Source organism: Streptomyces sp. NPDC041200 (genome assembly GCF_055591805.1).
Genome location: NZ_JBVIZF010000003.1, coordinates 440,520 through 456,980, shown reverse-complemented (window position 1 = coordinate 456,980; position 16,461 = coordinate 440,520). Strand labels below are relative to the sequence as shown.

The 16,461-nt window shown below is 71.8% G+C and carries 15 protein-coding genes; 4 read left to right on the top strand and 11 right to left on the bottom strand.

Annotated features, from left to right (window positions below):
- Nucleotides 1-3: 3 nt before the first annotated feature.
- On the bottom strand, nucleotides 4-612 hold the full coding sequence (locus tag ACZ6CL_RS11780; RefSeq protein ID WP_468934400.1) for a TetR/AcrR family transcriptional regulator: 609 nt from the start codon (nucleotides 610-612) through the stop codon (nucleotides 4-6).
- A gap of 75 nt (nucleotides 613-687) precedes the next feature.
- Between ACZ6CL_RS11780 and ACZ6CL_RS11775 the strand changes: the two genes are divergently transcribed.
- Nucleotides 688-3,234, top strand: a complete 2,547-nt coding sequence (locus ACZ6CL_RS11775) for a glycoside hydrolase family 3 C-terminal domain-containing protein (RefSeq protein WP_468934395.1) — start codon at nucleotides 688-690, stop codon at nucleotides 3,232-3,234.
- Nucleotides 3,235-3,240: 6 nt separating this feature from the next.
- On the opposite strand, the gene ACZ6CL_RS11770 is transcribed toward ACZ6CL_RS11775, so the two are convergent.
- Nucleotides 3,241-4,134 (bottom strand): SGNH/GDSL hydrolase family protein, encoded by an 894-nt coding sequence (locus tag ACZ6CL_RS11770; protein WP_468934391.1) that lies wholly within the window; start codon nucleotides 4,132-4,134, stop codon nucleotides 3,241-3,243.
- A 325-nt stretch (nucleotides 4,135-4,459) separates the two neighbouring features.
- Here ACZ6CL_RS11770 and ACZ6CL_RS11765 point away from each other — a divergent pair, with 325 nt between their 5' ends.
- A complete protein-coding gene (locus ACZ6CL_RS11765) occupies nucleotides 4,460-4,954 on the top strand; it encodes a DUF3145 domain-containing protein (RefSeq protein ID WP_385445426.1) in 495 nt (164 codons plus the stop codon).
- A gap of 49 nt (nucleotides 4,955-5,003) precedes the next feature.
- Entirely contained in the window at nucleotides 5,004-5,900 is an 897-nt protein-coding gene (locus ACZ6CL_RS11760; protein ID WP_468934387.1) for an NAD(P)-dependent oxidoreductase, read from the top strand.
- Nucleotides 5,901-6,003: 103 nt separating this feature from the next.
- Here ACZ6CL_RS11760 and fabF read toward each other — a convergent pair whose 3' ends face one another.
- The 5 genes from fabF to ACZ6CL_RS11735 all read right to left on the bottom strand — a co-directional run bounded on the left by fabF (nucleotide 6,004) and on the right by ACZ6CL_RS11735 (nucleotide 10,937).
- Nucleotides 6,004-7,269, bottom strand: coding sequence for a beta-ketoacyl-ACP synthase II (gene fabF / locus ACZ6CL_RS11755; protein ID WP_468934385.1), 1,266 nt, complete (start codon nucleotides 7,267-7,269; stop codon nucleotides 6,004-6,006).
- A gap of 70 nt (nucleotides 7,270-7,339) precedes the next feature.
- Nucleotides 7,340-7,588, bottom strand: coding sequence for an acyl carrier protein (locus ACZ6CL_RS11750; protein WP_009718247.1), 249 nt, complete (start codon nucleotides 7,586-7,588; stop codon nucleotides 7,340-7,342).
- Between the two features lie 83 nt (nucleotides 7,589-7,671).
- A complete protein-coding gene (locus ACZ6CL_RS11745) occupies nucleotides 7,672-8,682 on the bottom strand; it encodes a beta-ketoacyl-ACP synthase 3 (RefSeq protein ID WP_468934383.1) in 1,011 nt (336 codons plus the stop codon).
- A gap of 21 nt (nucleotides 8,683-8,703) precedes the next feature.
- A complete protein-coding gene (locus tag ACZ6CL_RS11740) occupies nucleotides 8,704-9,663 on the bottom strand; it encodes an ACP S-malonyltransferase (protein WP_468934381.1) in 960 nt (319 codons plus the stop codon).
- Nucleotides 9,664-9,752: 89 nt separating this feature from the next.
- Nucleotides 9,753-10,937: a PucR family transcriptional regulator gene (locus ACZ6CL_RS11735; RefSeq protein ID WP_468934378.1), complete on the bottom strand. Its 1,185-nt coding sequence runs from the start codon at nucleotides 10,935-10,937 to the stop codon at nucleotides 9,753-9,755.
- 111 nt (nucleotides 10,938-11,048) lie between these two features.
- Here ACZ6CL_RS11735 and ACZ6CL_RS11730 point away from each other — a divergent pair, with 111 nt between their 5' ends.
- Nucleotides 11,049-11,714 carry a pirin family protein gene (locus ACZ6CL_RS11730; RefSeq protein WP_468935216.1) on the top strand — a complete coding sequence of 222 codons (666 nt, stop codon included), beginning with the start codon at nucleotides 11,049-11,051 and terminating at the stop codon, nucleotides 11,712-11,714.
- Between the two features lie 22 nt (nucleotides 11,715-11,736).
- On the opposite strand, the gene ACZ6CL_RS11725 is transcribed toward ACZ6CL_RS11730, so the two are convergent.
- From ACZ6CL_RS11725 to ACZ6CL_RS11710, 4 genes are all read right to left on the bottom strand, one after another.
- Nucleotides 11,737-12,501, bottom strand: coding sequence for an SDR family oxidoreductase (locus ACZ6CL_RS11725; protein ID WP_468935213.1), 765 nt, complete (start codon nucleotides 12,499-12,501; stop codon nucleotides 11,737-11,739).
- Between the two features lie 5 nt (nucleotides 12,502-12,506).
- On the bottom strand, nucleotides 12,507-13,529 hold the full coding sequence (locus ACZ6CL_RS11720) for a zinc-dependent alcohol dehydrogenase (protein ID WP_468934376.1): 1,023 nt from the start codon (nucleotides 13,527-13,529) through the stop codon (nucleotides 12,507-12,509).
- A 104-nt stretch (nucleotides 13,530-13,633) separates the two neighbouring features.
- Nucleotides 13,634-14,950 (bottom strand): L-fuconate dehydratase, encoded by a 1,317-nt coding sequence (locus tag ACZ6CL_RS11715; protein ID WP_468934373.1) that lies wholly within the window; start codon nucleotides 14,948-14,950, stop codon nucleotides 13,634-13,636.
- A 53-nt stretch (nucleotides 14,951-15,003) separates the two neighbouring features.
- On the bottom strand, nucleotides 15,004-16,335 hold the full coding sequence (locus ACZ6CL_RS11710; protein ID WP_468934370.1) for an MFS transporter: 1,332 nt from the start codon (nucleotides 16,333-16,335) through the stop codon (nucleotides 15,004-15,006).
- Nucleotides 16,336-16,461: the final 126 nt, after the last annotated feature.

Sequence of the window (16,461 nt, the reverse complement as noted above, 5' to 3'; positions counted from 1 at the left end):
CGCCTATCCGGTGGCGTCGTCGTCTCCCGGGGTCAGCAGGGAGACGAAGACGCGGAAGAGGCCGGGCATGTCCACCGCGTCCGGATCGTGCAGCCACTGGAACTGCAGCCCGTCCAGCACCGCGACCAGCAGCGGCGCGGCGCTCTCGGGGGTGAGCCCGCCGGGCAGTCGGTCGCCGAACTCGCCGCGCAGGGTGTCCGCCATGTCGGCGCGCACCCGCTCGTAGCGGTGGGTGAACCAGTCGCGCGCGGGGTGGTCCTCGGTGACGCTCTCGCCCAGCAGTGCGGAGAAGGTCTGCACGATGCCGGGGCGCATCGCGTTGTACTCCACCAGGGAGGCGAGCAGTTCCAGCGGCCAGGTGCCGCCGCCGTCCCGCCGCGCGGCGCCGGTGTCCCACTGGTCGCGCTCCGCCAGCACGGCGATGAGCAGGGCGTCCTTGGTGGGGAAGTAGTGCAGCAGCCCCTGCTGGGTGAGCCCGGCGCGCTCGGCGACCGCGCTCAGGGTGGTGCCCCGGTAGCCGCGCTCGGCGATGACTTCGAGGGCGCGGCGGACGATCTCCGCGCGCCGCTCCTGGCCGCGCCGGGTCGGCGAATCGTCATCCAGCTTGTTCATGGAAGTACCGTAAGGCAGGTTTGATAACGAAACAGTAACGACACCTACCGGATTACAGGGAACCGGGGCCACGATATGGGCGACTCAAGGAGGCCGACCGTGGCAGACGCGATCAGTGCGGGTGTGAGCAGTGCCGTCGAGAAGGCCCTCGGCGCGCTCGATCTGGATACCAAGGCCCGGCTGCTGTCCGGGCAGGACATGTGGTCCCTGCCCGCCGTCCCCGCCATCGGCCTGCGCTCGCTGGTGATGTCGGACGGCCCGATCGGCGTACGAGGCGTGCGCTGGACCGCCGACGACCCCTCCATCGCCCTGCCCAGCCCCACCGCCCTCGCCGCCACCTGGGACCCGGCGCTGGCCCGCCGCGCGGGGCGGCTGCTGGCCCAGGAGGCGCGGCGCAAGGGGGTGCACGTCCTGCTCGCCCCGACCGTGAACCTCCACCGCTCCCCGCTGGGCGGCCGCCACTTCGAGGCGTACAGCGAGGACCCGTATCTCACCGGCGCGATCGGCACCGGCTACGTACGCGGCGTCCAGGACGGCGGGGTGGGCACCACCGTCAAGCACTTCGTGGCCAACGACGCGGAGACCGAGCGCTTCAGCGTCGACAACCAGGTGGGCGCGCGGGCGCTGCGCGAGCTGTATCTCGCGCCCTTCGAAACCATCGTCAAGGACGCCCGCCCCTGGGGCGTCATGGCCGCCTACAACGGGGTCAACGGCGCCACGATGACCGAGCACCGCGCCCTGCAGCGGGGCGTGCTGCGCGGCGAGTGGGGGTTCGACGGCTTCATCGTCTCCGACTGGATGGCCGCCCGTGACACCGCCGGAGGCATGGCGGGCGGGCTCGACGTCGCCATGCCCGGCCCGCGGACCGTCTACGGCGAGGCGCTGGCCGCCGCCGTCCGCGACGGCCGGGTGGCCGAGGCGGACGTCGACGACGCGGTGCGGCGGGTGCTGACCCTGGCCGCCCGGGTCGGCGCGCTGGACGGCGCGGAGCCCGCCGTCGCCCCCGCCGACCGCCCCGGGCCGATCGACGGCGACGCGCTCGCCCGCGAGATCGCCCGGCGCTCCTTCGTGCTGCTGCGCAACGACGCGGGGGTGCTGCCGCTCACCCCGGGCGGCCCCTCCGGCATCCGGCGCCTCGCGCTCATCGGCGCCGCCGCGCGGGACGCCCGGGTGCTCGGCGGCGGCTCGGCGCTGGTCTTCCCCGAGCATGTGGTCTCCCCGCTGGACGGGCTGCGCGCCGCGCTGCCCGCCGATGTCCCGCTCAGCTACGCCGTGGGCGCCGACCCCACCGACGAACTCGCCCCCGCCGGGCAGGGCTTCGCGCTGCGCGCCGTCGTCCGGGCCGCCGACGGACGGGTGCTGGGCGAGTCCCGGCTGCCCAGCGGTCAGGTGCAGTGGCTCGGCGACTTCCCCGACGGCGTCGACTACGACGAACTGCACACCGTCGAGGTCACCGGCACCTTCACCCCGCGCGAGAGCGGAGCGCACTCCTTCGGCACCCGGGGTCTGGGCGGCTTCCGGCTGGTCGTCGGCGATGAGGCGCTCTTCGACGGGCACCAGGCCATGGGGGAGGAGGACGACCCGTTCGAGGCCTTCTTCGGCGCGCCCGTGCCGCGCGGACAGGCCGAGCTGACCGCGGGCGTCCCGGTCGAGGTCAGCCTCACCAGCACGGTCGTCAAGTCGGACGAGGCGAACTGGCCGGCCGTCTGCTTCAGCCTGGTGCACCGCGCCCCGGAGCGCGATCCCGGGGAGCTGATCGAGGAGGCCGTCGCCGCGGCCGCCGCCGCCGACACGGCCGTGGTCGTGGTCGCCACGACGGAGAGCGTCGAGAGCGAGGGCTTCGACCGTACGGACCTGCGGCTGCCGGGCCGCCAGGACGAGCTGGTGCGCCGCGTCGCCGCCACCGGCACCCCGACCGTCGTGGTCGTCAACACGGGCTCACCCGTGGAGATGCCGTGGCGTGAGGAGGTCGCCGCGGTCCTCCTCGGCTGGTTCCCGGGCCAGGAGGCGGGCGCCGCCCTCGCGGACGTCCTCCTCGGCGCCGAGGAGCCGGGCGGCCGCCTCCCGACGACCTGGCCGGAGCGGCTGGCGGACGCGCCGGTGCGCCAGGTGACGCCCAGCGATGGTCAACTCAGCTACGACGAGGGCGTCTTCATCGGCTACCGAGCGTGGGAGCGGCAGGAGGGGGCCGCTCCGGCGTACTGGTTCGGGCACGGCCTCGGGTACACCGACTGGGCGTACGAGGCGGTGGACTTCACTCCCGCGGGCGACCCCGGGGCTTCCCCGGGCACCCACACGGGCGATCTGGGCACCATCACGGTCCGGGTACGGAACGTGGGCTCCCGGCCGGGCCGGGAAGTCGTCCAGCTCTATCTGGCCCCGCCGCCGGGCGACTCAGCGGCCGCCGGGGAGGACCGTCCCGTCCGGTGTCTGGCGGGCTTCGCTGCCGCGGAGGCCGCTCCGGGGGAGGCGGTGGAGGTGGCGATCCCGGTGCGGCGCCGCGCGGCGGAGATCTGGGACGAGGCGGCGGACGCCTGGCGTCTGATCCCGGGCCCGTACACGGCGGAGGCGGGCCGCAGCGTGGCCGACCTCCGCCTCACGGCACCGGTGACGGTGACCTGAGGGCCGTCAGGGGCTGGTGATGCGGCGGTAGGCCATCGCGGCCAGCCGCTGCTGACCCGCCTTGCTGGGGTGGAACCAGTCCCACTTGCTCAACTCGCGCTCCGTGAAGCGGTACTTGTGCACCGCGTCGTCGTACCGGCACAGCGGGTCCTTCCCGCACACGTCCTTCAGCGCCTGGTTGTAGTCGTCCACCCGCTCGTCCACCTGCTGGCGCCGCTCCGTCGAGGCCGCGTCCATCGCGTCGGAGTCCTTCAGCATCGACGGGCAGATGCCCAGCTTCCAGATCTGCCGCCCCAGCACGTTCTTCCGCCCCTCCGACCACAGCCGCTTCAGATCCGGCACGCTCGCGACGTACACCTGCGTCTTCGGTACCTCGCGGCGCAGCCGGGTGAGGGCCGAGGCGAAGGTGGAGCGGAACTCGTCGGTGGGCGTCATGGCGGTGACCGAGTTCCGGCAGGCGTCGTTGGCGCCGATCATCACGGTCACCAGCTGCGGCTTGCGCGCGGCGGCCGCCTCCAGCTGACCGGGCAGATCGGCCATGACCGCGCCGGTCTTGGCGTAGTTCCAGCTGCGCGCGCCCGAGCGCAGCCGCTGGGCGAGGCTGTTCACATCGGTGCCGGTGGACCAGGAGACCCGGGGGCAGTCGGCGAGCACCGAGCAGGCGTCGAAGCCCCGGGTGACGGAGTCGCCCAGGGAGGCGATGGAGCTGGGGCGGGTGTTCCACGCCGGGCCCTCGGCGGCACGGCTCTTGCCGCCCCGGCTCGGCCCGTTCCGGGAGGGGTCGTCGGAGCTGCCGAAACAGCCCGCCGTGCTCAGGACGGCGGCCGTCGTGAGCAGGACGGCACCGGTACGCATCGACGCGGTGATCCGCTGCTTCCGGCGTGGTGCGCTGACCCGCATGCTGTTCCCCCTCCGACGGTTGGGTGATACCTATCCGGGACCGACGGTACGTCACTCTTGTGGCCGCCCCGCGCGGTACGTTTTTCTTGTGGCAGTTGAGCGCCAGTCCAGCGCATGAAAGCGCGTTGCGATACCGTCACATTACGCTGCGTCACATCCTGTCCCTTTTCTAGAGAATTCTGCCCGATAAATTTCACCGCAGGTAACCTCGGGACTGGTGCGAGGGTGATCATTAGGGCAGAATGACATGTGCTGTCCCGGGCGTGACCGGTACGGGCACGAGGCCGCTGGGGAAGGCGTACCTCGAACCGCACAGGAGGCCCCGGTGACGACACGTGGAGTTCTGTATGTGCACTCCGCTCCGCGCGCGCTGTGCCCGCACGTCGAATGGGCCATCGCGGGCGTACTCGGTGTGCGCGTCACCCTCGACTGGATCAAACAGCCCGCCGCCAACGGCGCCTGGCGCGCCGAGTTCTCCTGGCAGGGCGAGGTCGGTACGGCCTCGAAGCTGGCCTCCGCGCTGCGCGGCTGGCATCTGCTGCGCTTCGAGGTGACCGCCGAGCCCTGCGCCACCGCCGAGGGCGAGCGCTACAGCTCCACCCCCGAACTGGGCATCTTCCACGCCGTCACCGGTATGCACGGCGACATCCTGATCCCCGAGGACCGGCTGCGTGCCGCGCTGGCCCGCTCCGCCCGGGGCGAGGGCGATCTGCACGCGGAGATCGCCAAGTTGCTCGGCAAGCCGTGGGATGACGAGCTGGAGCCGTTCCGCTACGCGGGTGAGGGCGCCCCGGTCCGCTGGCTGCACCAGGTCGTCTGACCCCTGAGGTCTTGGCCTTGAGCGCGCTCGAACGCCTAGCGTGAACGAGATGACCGAACAACTCCCCGCCGCAGCCTCCGTCGCGCTCCTCGGCACCGGAATCATGGGCTCCGGGATGGCCCGCAACCTCGCCCGCGCCGGGCTCGACGTCCGCGCGTGGAACCGCACCCGCGCCAAGGCCGAACCCCTCACCGCCGACGGCGTACGCGTCACCGACACCCCGGCGCAGGCCGTGGACGGCGCCGATGTCGTCCTGACGATCCTGCACGACGGCCCGGCCGCCCTGGAGACGATGCGCCAGGCCGCCCCGGCGCTGCGCCCCGGCACGGTGTGGGCCCAGGCCACCACCGCGGGCCTCGACGGGCTCGACACGCTCGCCGCGTTCGCCCGCGAGCAGGACCTCGTCCTCCTCGACTCACCCGTCCTGGGCACCAGGCAGCCCGCCGAGAACGGTCAGCTGCTGGTCCTCGCCGCAGGACCGTCCGCCGCCCGCACCGCCGTGGCGCCGGTCTTCGACGCGATCGGCAGCCGTACGGTGTGGGTCGGCGAGGCCGGGGAGGAGGGCGCGGCCACCCGGCTCAAGCTCGTGCTCAACAGCTGGGTGCTCACCGTCACCCACGGCACGGCCGAGGTGCTCGCCCTCGCCAAGGGGCTCGGTGTGGACCCGCAGGGCTTCTTCGACGCCATCGCGGGCGGACCGCTGGACAACGGCTATCTGCACGCCAAGGCGGGCCAGTTGCTGAGCGGCGACCTCGAACCCAGCTTCGCGGCCAGGACCGCCGAGAAGGACGCCCGGCTGATCGTCGAGGCGGGACAGCGGTCCGGGGTGCGGCTGGACGTGGCGGCCGCGGGCGCGGAGCGGTTCCGGCGCGCCGTCGAGCAGGGCCACGGCGACGAGGACATGATCGCCTCGTACTTCGCCAGCTTCGGCGGCGACGAGGGCTGACACGCTCCGACACGTCATCTGGCACGTCGTCCGGAACATCTGAAGGGCGCGCTCCCGGCCGGAGCCGGGAGCGCGCCCTTCAGCGTGTGTCGCCTCAGACGGTTCAGACCGTACGGAAGGCCAGCACCACGTTGTGGCCGCCGAAGCCGAACGAGTCGTTCAGCGCCACGACCGGGCCAGCGCCCGGCAGCGCCCGCGGCTCGCCGCGCACGACGTCCGCGTCCGCCTCCGGGTCCAGCTCGTCGATGTTGATCGTCGGCGGGGCGATCCGGTGGTACAGCGCGAGCACGCTGGCCACCGTCTCCACACCGCCGGTGCCGCCCAGCAGATGCCCCGTCATGGACTTGGTGGCGGAGATCGCCATGTGGTCCACATCGTCGCCGAAGACCTTGCGCAGCGCCTTGATCTCGGCCACGTCGCCCTGCGGCGTCGAGGTCGCGTGCGCGTTGATGTGCGCGATCTCGGCGGGCTTCAGGTCGGTGTTCTCCAGCAGGTTCTGCAGCGCGTGCGCGATGCCGTTGCCGGACGGCTCCGGCTGGGTGATGTGGTGGGAGTCGGCCGAGATGCCCTGGCCGACGGCCTCCGCGTACACCCGGGCGCCGCGCGCGGCGGCGTGCTCCGCCGACTCCAGGACGATGACGCCCGAGCCCTCGCCCATCACGAAGCCGTTGCGGTTGACGTCGAAGGGACGCGAGGCACCCTGCGGATCGTCGTTGTTCTTCGACATCGCCATCATGTTGCCGAAGGCGACGATGGGCAGCGGGTGGATGGACGCCTCGGTGCCGCCCGCGACGACCACATCGGCGCGGCCGCTGCGGATCATCTCGATGGCGTAGCCGATGGCCTCCGCGCCGGAGGCGCACGCGCTGACCGGGGTGTGGACACCGGCCCGGGCGCCGACCTCCAGGCCGACGTTGGCCGCCGGACCGTTGGGCATCAGCATCGGCACGGTGTGCGGGGAGACCTTGCGGACCCCCTTCTCGCGCAGCACGTCGTACTGGTCGAGCAGGGTCGTCACGCCGCCGATACCGGAGGCCACGACCGCGCCCAGCCGGTCCGGGTCGACCGACGGGTCCTCGCCGGCCTTGCCGGTGAAGCCCGCGTCGGCCCACGCCTCACGGGCGGCGATCAGCGCGAACTGCGCCGAGCGGTCGAGTTTGCGCGCCTGCGGTCGTGGCAGGACGGTGGCCGGGTCCACCGCGATGCTCGCGGCGATCCGGACCGGCAGCTCGGCTGCCCAGTCCTGCTCCAGGTGGCTGATGCCGGAACGACCGGCGATCAGTGCTTCCCAGGTCGATGAGGCGTCGCCACCCAGCGGCGTCGTGGCACCAACACCGGTGACGACCACGGTGCGATTGGTCGAGTTCACAGGAATTCTTCACTCCTACGTAGGAGGTGCTGGACCTCTGCCACCGCTCGGGTGGCGACAGGCGATCGGCTCAGCCCTGGTGCTTCAGGATGTAGTCGACGGCGTCGCCGACGGTCTTCAGGTTCTTGACGTCGTCGTCCGGGATCTTCACGTCGAAGCGCTCTTCGGCGGCGACGACGACCTCGACCATGGACAGCGAGTCGACGTCCAGGTCGTCGGTGAAGGACTTGTCCAGCGCGACGTCCTCGGCCGGGATACCGGCGATCTCGTTGACGATCTCGGCGAGACCTTCGAGGATCTGCTCCTGCGTGGCGGCCATTGCGGCGCTCCTTCTTCGGTGTGTTGCGGTTGGGTGCGCAGCGCCCGACTCGTCCGGGGCTGCGTGGTTCTGGGCTAGAGAGCCTATGGGAGGGTAACGACCGTCGCTGCGTAGACGAGACCCGCCCCGAAGCCGATGACGAGCGCGGTGTCGCCGCTCTTCGCCTGCCCCGTCGCCAACAGCCGCTCCATGGCGAGCGGAATGGAGGCGGCGGAGGTGTTGCCGGTGGTCTCCACATCACGGGCGACCGTGACGTGCTCCGGCAGCTTGAGGGTTTTGACCATCGAGTCGATGATCCGCATGTTGGCCTGGTGGGGGATGAACGCGTCCAGGTCGTCCGCGCTGACCCCCGCCTCGTCCAGGGCCTGCTGGGCGACCTTCGCCATCTCGAACACCGCCCAGCGGAAGACCGCCTGGCCCTCCTGGCGCAGCGCCGGGAAGCGCACCTCGTCGGTGGGGCGGTCGCGGTAGACGTCCCAGGGCAGCGTCTGGGCGATGGTGTCGGACTTGTCACCCTCCGAGCCCCAGACGGTCGGGCCGATCGCGGGCTCCTTGGACGGGCCGACGACCACGGCGCCCGCGCCGTCGCCGAACAGGAAGGCCGTCGCCCGGTCCTCCAGGTCTGTCAGGTCCGAGAGCCGCTCGACGCCGATGACCAGCACGTACTCCGCCGTGCCATCGGTGACCATGCCCTTGGCGAGGGTGAGCCCGTAGCCGAAGCCCGCGCAGCCCGCGGAGATGTCGAACGCGGCGGGCTTGCCGGTGCCCAGCAGATGGGCGATCTCGGTGGCGACCGCCGGGGTCTGCTTGAAGTGCGAGACGGTCGAGACGACCACGCCGCCGATCTGCTCGGGCGTCAGCCCGGCGTCGGCGATGGCCTTCCCGCCCGCCTCGACGGACATCTGGGCGACCGACTCGTCCGGACCGGCCCAGTGGCGGGTCGCGATGCCGGAGCGGGTACGGATCCACTCGTCCGAGGAGTCGATGTGCTTGAGGATCTCCTCGTTCGGCACCACCCGGGTGGGGCGGTAGCCACCGACGCCGAGAATGCGCGCGTACTGGGCGCCCTTGCTGGGCCTGATCTTCGCGGTCATGCTCTCGGAACTCCTATTCGGCTATACGGCCGGGGTGTCGGCGGCGGGTACGGCGTGCTCGGCGATCAGCGCGCGCGCCGCCTCGAGATCGTCCGGAGTCTTGAGCGCCAGCGTCGCCACGCCCGGCAGGGCCCGCTTGGCGATACCGGTGAGCGTCCCGCCCGGAGCGACCTCGATCATCGCGGTGACGCCCAGCTTCTGGAACGTCTCCATGCACAGGTCCCAGCGGACCGGGTTGGACACCTGGGCGACCATGCGCTGGATCACCTCGGCGCCGGACGCCACGACCGCACCGTCCCGGTTGGAGACGTACGCGGTGCCCGGGTCGGCGATCGGCACGCCCGCGACCAGGTTCTCCAGCGTGGCCACCGCCGGGGCCATGTGGTCGGTGTGGAACGCGCCGGCCACCTTCAGGGGTACGACGCGGCGCACACCCTCCGGCTTGTCCTCGGCCAGCGCCGCCAGCTGCTCGGCGGTGCCCGCGGCGACGATCTGCCCGGCCCCGTTGACGTTGGCCGGGGTGAGCCCGAGCTTGTCGAGGTGCGCGACGACGGTCTCCTGTTCACCGCCCAGTATGGCGGCCATGCCGGTCTCGGCGCGGCCCGCTGCCTCGGCCATGGCCAGACCGCGGCGGCGCACCAGGACCATGGCCGCCTCGTCGGTCAGCACACCGGTGGCCGCGGCGGCGGTGATCTCGCCCACGCTGTGGCCCGCGGCGGCGCCGACCACGTCCTGGACGCGGTGCGGGCCGTCGGCGAACAGCGCCTGGGCGGAGACGAGTCCGGCGGCCACCAGCAGCGGCTGGGCCACCGCGGTGTCGCGGATCGCCTCCTCATCGGCCTCGGTCCCGTAGTGGACCAGGTCAAGGCCGGAGACGGCCGACCACCAGCCCAGACGTTCGGTGACGCCGGGGAGGTCGAGCCAGGGAGTCAGGAAGCCGGGCTTTTGGGCGCCCTGGCCGGGAGCGACGAGTACGAGCACTCTCACACTCTCTCTTGTGGGTGGTCCCGCCCGCCCGTGGGGACAAGGACGAAGAACGGTCAAGGGAATTGTTGGAGTCCCACAAAGGACTAGGGAATGTTGTCCCCATTGGCAAGTCGGCCGAGGATCAGGGCTATCCGGAGGGTGAAGGCCGACCGGACGTCACTGGGTGACCATCCGGTGACGTCGGTCACACGTCGTAGCCGGTAGCGCACGGTGTTGGGGTGAACAAAAAGCATCCGGGCGGCGCCTTCCAGGCTGCTCGCCTGCTCCAGGTACACACTCAGCGTTTCCAGGAGAGCGGAACCGGCTTCCTCCAGCGGTCTGTAGATCTCCTCCACCAACTGGGCACGGGCGGCCGGGTCCCCGGCCATCGCGCGCTCCGGAAGCAGATCGTCCGCCAGAACCGGACGCGGGGCGTCCGGCCAGGCCGTGCACGCCTTCAGCCCGGCCGCGGCGCACGCCGCCGAGCGGGTGGCGGCCAGCAGGTCCGACACCACGGGACCGGCCACCACCGGGCCGCTGGCGAACGGCCCGATCAGCGCCTTCGCCGCCTGCAGCGGGTTGTCCGAGCCGCCCGCCACCACCACCAGCCGGTTGCCGAGCACCCCGGTGAGCACCTGCAGCTTGGCGTGGCGGGAGGCCCGCCGGATCGCCTCCACGGTCAGCTCGCTGTCCCCGTCGGGCGCCGTGCCCAGCACCACGCAGACGTGCTCGGGCGAGTTCCAGCCGAGCGCCGCGGCGCGGGACAGCGCGCCCTCGTCGGCCTCGCCGGACAGCACCGCGTTCACCACCAGCGACTCCAGCCGGGCGTCCCAGGCGCCGCGCGCCTCGGCCGCCTGCGCGTACACCTGGGCGGTGGCGAAGGCGATCTCCCGCGCGTACACCAGCAGCGCCTCGCGCAGCACCGCCTCGTCGCCGGGAGCCGCCACCTCGTCGATGGCCGACTCCATGACCTCGATGGTCGTACGGACCATCTCCACCGTCTGCCGCAGCGTGATCGCCCGGGTCAGCTCGCGCGGCGCCGTACCGAACACATCGGTGCTGATCGCCTGCGGCGCCTCCGGGTGCCGGAACCACTCCGTGAAGGCCGCGATGCCCGCCTGCGCCACCAGCCCGATCCACGAGCGGTTCTCCGGTGGCATCGCCCTGTACCACGGCAGCTGCTCGTCCATGCGCGTGATGGCGGCGGCGGCGAGCTTTCCGGACGACTTCTCCAGACGTCGCAGGGTGGCACTGTGCGGATGCGGGGTATTCGCGGCGGGTTCAGGCACGAGGACAAGACTGCCTTATCGGATGACGAACGCTGGGGGCGGGAGGCTACGCGCAGGTAGGGACGGGGCGGGGACGGACCGGACCGGGGGCGCACTACCGTGGACCGGATGATGTGGGTACAGCGGTCCGGTGCACGGTATCGGGGCGGGGACGGAGCGGGCGTCGAGACGCGCCACGCCTTTTCCTTCTCTGGACACTATGACCCGGACAACGTGCGGTTCGGGCTCCTCGTCGCCTGCAACGAGGAGCGTCTCGCCCCCGGCGCGGGCTTCGCCGAACACCCCCACCGCGATCTGGAGATCGTGACCTGGGTCGTCGAGGGCGAACTCACCCACGAGGACTCCACCGGCCACCGCACCGTGATCCGCCCCGGCGACGTCCAGCGGCTCAGCGCGGGTGGCGGTGTGCGCCACTCCGAGCGCAACGAGTCCGGGGCGCCGCTCACCTTCGTCCAGATGTGGCTGGCCTCGGGCGCGGCCGGCGCCGAGCCCGAGTACGAGGTCGTCCGCGGCATCGCCGACGGCACCCCGTACGCCCTGGCCCGCGCCGAGGCGGTGCTCCACGTGCGCCGCCTCGCCGACGGCGAACGCACCGCGCTCCCGGACGCGCCATGGGTGTACGCCCACGTGGTGCGCGGTGAGGTGCGCGTGGGTGACGAGACGCTCGCGCCGGGCGACGCGGCCCGCGCCACGGACGCGGAGGGCCTGGAGGCGCGGGCGGTCGGCGCGGCGGAGCTGCTGGTGTGGGAGATGCGCGCGGAGCCGGTGTACGGCTAGCTTCACCGGCTCCGAACGCGGGTCAGCGGCCCAGCCAGCCCCCGTCGACCGGCAGCACGGTGCCCGAGACGTAGTCCGACGCGGCACTGGCGAGGAACACCGTCGCCCCGGCGATGTCCTCGGGCCGCCCCCACCGACCGGCCGGGATCCGCTCCAGGATCGCGCGGGACCGCTCACTGTCGTCGCGGAGCGCCTGGGTGTTGTCGGTGGCGATGTAGCCCGGGGCGATGGCGTTGACGCCGATCCCCCGCGCCGCCCATTCGTTGGCCAGCGCCTTGGTCAGCCCGGCCACGCCGGACTTCGCCGCCGCGTAGCCGGGGACGGTGATGCCGCCCTGGAAGCTCAGCAGGGACGCCGTGAAAATGACCTTCCCCCGGACGCCCTTCGCCATCATGGCCCGCCCCACCTCGCGCGTCAGCACGAACTGGGCGCTCAGGTCGACCTCGATGACGTGGTCCCACAGCTCGTCCGGGTGGTCGGCGGCCGGGGCCCGCCGGATCGTCCCCGCGTTGTTCACCAGGATGTCCACGGGCCGCTCCAAGGCGGCGAGTTCCGCGCCGAGCGCGCGTACCGCCGTACGGTCGGCGAAGTCGACCCGGCGTGCGGTGAACGTCCGCCCGTGGGAACGGACGGCCGCCTCCACCGCGCTGCCCTCGGGTTCGAGCGTGGCGCTCACCCCGATGACGTCCGCCCCCGCCGCGGCAAGGGCCTCCGCCATCGCCTTGCCGATGCCGCGCTTGGCACCGGTGACCACGGCGAGCTTGCCGGTCAGGTCGAAGGGGTTCACCGCCATCACGCCCCCTCCTGGCAGTCGACGAGGACCTTCATGGCCTTGCCCGCGGACAGCTGCTCGAACGCGTCCGCCACGCGCGTCAGGGGCACTGTGCCGGTGATGAGCCGGTCGGCCGGTACGACGCCGTCGGCCAGCATCGTCACGGCCGTCTCGAAGTCCTGCCGCTCGTAGACGCGCGCGCCCAGCACGGTCAGCTCGCGCCAGAAGATCTGTTTCAGGTCCACCGGACGCGGCTGGGGGTGGATCGCGACGATGACCAGGCGGCCGCGCACCCGCGCCAGCGCGGTGGCGCCCAGCACGGCGGGCGCGGCCCCGGAGACCTCGAACACGACGTCCGCGCCCGCCCCCGCGGTCCACTCCGCGACCCGGGCGGGAAGGTCGTCGGTGCCGGGGTCGAGCACGTCGAACCCGAGACCGGCGACCATGGCCCGGCGCTCGGCGTCCACCTCCGCCACGACCACCTCGGCCCCGGCGTGCCGCGCCGCGACCGCGATCAGGACGCCGATGGGGCCGCCCCCGACGACCACGGCTTTCTCGCCCGGCCGGAGGTCCGCCCGCCGCACGTCGTGCACCGACACGGCCACGGGCTCCACGAGCGCCGCCCGGTCGAGGGGGAGGGAGGCGGGCAGCCGGACCAGCACCTCCTGGGGGACGTTCCACCGGCTCTGCAGCGACCCCGGCGAGTCGATGCCGATGAAGTCCAGGTTCTGGCAGATGTGCTGGTGGCCGGCGGCACAGGCCGGGCACGCGCCGCACCAGGCGAGCGGCATGACGGTGACCGGGTCGCCGACCGCCCAGCCCGTCACGCCCTCGCCGACGGCGGCGATCCGCCCGGACATCTCGTGGCCGATCACGGCCGGGAGGGTGACCCGGGCGTCCATGGCGCCGTGCAGGAGGTGCAGGTCCGTGCCGCAGATCCCGGTGTAGGCCACGTCCAGCTGGACCTGGCCCGCCGGGGGCGGGGCCACCGGGACCTCGGCGACGGTGATGGTGTGATTGCCGACGTACCGTGCTGCGTGCATCCGTTACGAGCCCTTCGGTTGAGTCGTGTTCGCGCCGTGTTCGCGCCGTGTTCGCGCCGTGTTCGCGCCGTGTTCGCGTCGCGTCGTGGCGATGGCCGTGCGCGTCAGGTGAGGGGGGTGTGGGGGCGTCCGGCCCAGTACGAGCCTTCGGGGAAGGCGTACTCGGCCAGCGAGGCGTCGTACATGCGGGCGCTGTAGCCGGGCTCCCGGGGCAGGACGTACGCGCCGTCGCGGACGACGCAGGGGTCGGTGAAGTGCTCGTGGAGGTGGTCGACGAACTCCGTGACACGGCCGTCGAGGCTCCCCGAGACGGCCACGAAGTCGAACACCGAAAGGTGCTGGACGAGTTCGCACAGTCCCACTCCACCCGCGTGCGGGCACACCGGAACGCCGAACTTCGCCGCCATGAACAGCACGGCCAGCACCTCGTTGACACTGCCGAGGCGGCAAGCGTCCAGCTGGCAGTAGTCGATCGCCTCGGCCTGGAAGAGCTGCTTGAACAGCACCCGGTTCATGCCGTGCTCCCCGGTGGCCACCCCGATCGGCGCCACCGCCTCGCGCACCCGGGCGTGCCCGAGGATGTCGTCGGGGCTGGTGGGCTCCTCGATCCACAGCGGCTTGAACTCGGCGAGCGCGCCGACCCAGTCGATGGCCTCCGGGACGTCCCAGACCTGGTTGGCGTCGATCATCAGATGGGCGTTGTCGCCGATGACCTCGCGTGCGATGGCACACCGCCGCATGTCGTCTTCCAGATTTCCGCCGACCTTCAGCTTCACGTGGCGGTATCCCGCGTCGACGGCCTCCTGGCACAGCGTCCGCAGTTTGTCGTCGGAGTAGCCGAGCCATCCGGCGGAGGTGGTGTACGAGGGGTATCCCGTCCTCTCCAACTGCGCGATGCGCTCCTCGCGCGTACCGGCCTTGCGGGTGAGGAGGCCGATCGCCTCCTCGCGGGGCAGGACGTCGGACAGGTAGCGCATGTCGGCGGCGTCGACGAGCGCCTCGGGTGTCATCGTCGCCAGCAGCTTCCACAGCGGAAGCCCGGCCCGGCGGGCGGCGAGGTCCCAGACCGCGTTCATGACCGCCGCGAGGGCGAGGTGGACGACGCCCTTCTCGGGGCCGAGCCACCGCAGCTGTGAATCGGACTGCAGCTCGCGGTAGATGCCGCCGAGGTCGGAGGTGATGTCCTCGACGCCGCGCCCGAGAAGCGGACGGGCGCGCTGCTCGGCGGCGGCCACGCACAGGTCGTTGCCCCGGCCGATGGTGAACGTGAACCCGTAGCCCTTGAGTTCCGGGTCGTCGGTGTGCAGGACGACGTACGTCGCCGAGTAGTCGCCGTCCTTGTTCATCGCGTCGGATCCGTCGGCCGTCACCGAGGTGGGGAAGCGGACGTCGAGGACGTCCACGCTGGTGATCGTGGTCATCGTGCTCCCTGATCAGGTGGAGGGTGGGTAATTGATTGCGCGGATTACGGGGATTACGGGGCCTTCACCCGCAAGGGCTGGACCCTGCCGAGCAGGACGAGGTAGTTGAGGGCCCCGAGCAGCGCCAGACACCCGATCACCATGAGCGGGGCGACGAAGGAGCCGGTGTGGTCCACCAGCACCCCGACGAGGATGGGGGTCAGGATCCCGGCGAAGTTGGAGGCGAAGTTCTGGATGCCGCCGAGCATCCCCACGTGCCGGGAGCTGGGCGCGATGTCGGCCGGGAGGGACCAGATGCCGGTGCCCGCGATCGTCAGGCTGGAGTACGCGACGGACAGCAGCGCCAGGGCCATCCACGCCTCGGGTACGACGGCGGCGACCATGATGACCGACCCGCCGACCAGGCCCCCGACGATCGTCACCTTGCGGACCCGGTTGACGGTGTGGCCGCGCCGGACCGCCCGGTCGGCGGCGAGACCGCCGAGCCAGCCGAACACGACGGCGCAGATGCCCGGTACGGCGCCGAAGAAGCCCAGCTCCAACAGGTCGAAGTCCCGCTCGGTGACCAGATAGCTGGGGAAGAAGGTGATGAAGAAATAGATCACGCTGTTCAGGCAGAAGAAGCCGAACATCATGCTGAGCACGGCGCGGTACCGGAACAGTGACCGCCACGACAGGGCGGCCGCCGCCTCGTCGTCGTTCGCCGCCGCGCGGGCACCGCCGGACTCGATGTAGTCCGCCTCCGCCTCCGTGCAGGACGGGTGGTCCCGTGGAGCGCGGTACACCTTCCACCACACCAGGGCCCAGAGCAGACCGAGACAGCCGATCACGATGAACACCGTGTGCCACGAGGTGACGGCCACGATCAGCGTCACGATCGGCAGCGCGATCACGGCGCCGACGCGCGAGCCGGAGTCCCAGACGCTGGTGGCGAACGCCCGCTCCCGTACCGGGAACCACGTGGCGACGACCTTCGCGGCCGTGCTCGGCGCGGGGCTCTCCCCGACGCCCAGCAGGAACCGGACCGTGATGAGGCTCCAGAAGCCCCTGGCCAGCGCGGTCGCCATGGTGAAGACCGACCAGCAGATGGCCGCGATCGTGAAGGAGCGCCGGGGGCCGACCTTGTCGACGTACCAGCCCGCCGCGAGCTGGAAGAAGTCGTAGGCCCAGAAGAACGCGGCGAAGACGAAGCCCTGCTGGGTGCTGGACATGTGGAAGTCCTCGCCCATGAACGGCAGCGCGACGCTCAGGCTGGAGCGGTCGAGGTAGTTGATCGTCAGTCCGGCGAACGCGAGCCAGATGATGAGCCAGCGCGTGCGGCCGACGGCTCTGGGCGGGGTCGCGGCCGCCGACCGGGCGGCGGGTTGGACGCGAGGGGAAGTCATAGGACCGGCCTCCGACATCGACGCTGATGTATATAGGGTCCGACGGATCTCTATAGACTTAGGGTCGATGCTATACGGAGTCAAGGGTTCCGTTGGGTCGAGATGCGTGCGGTGACCGGCTCCGAC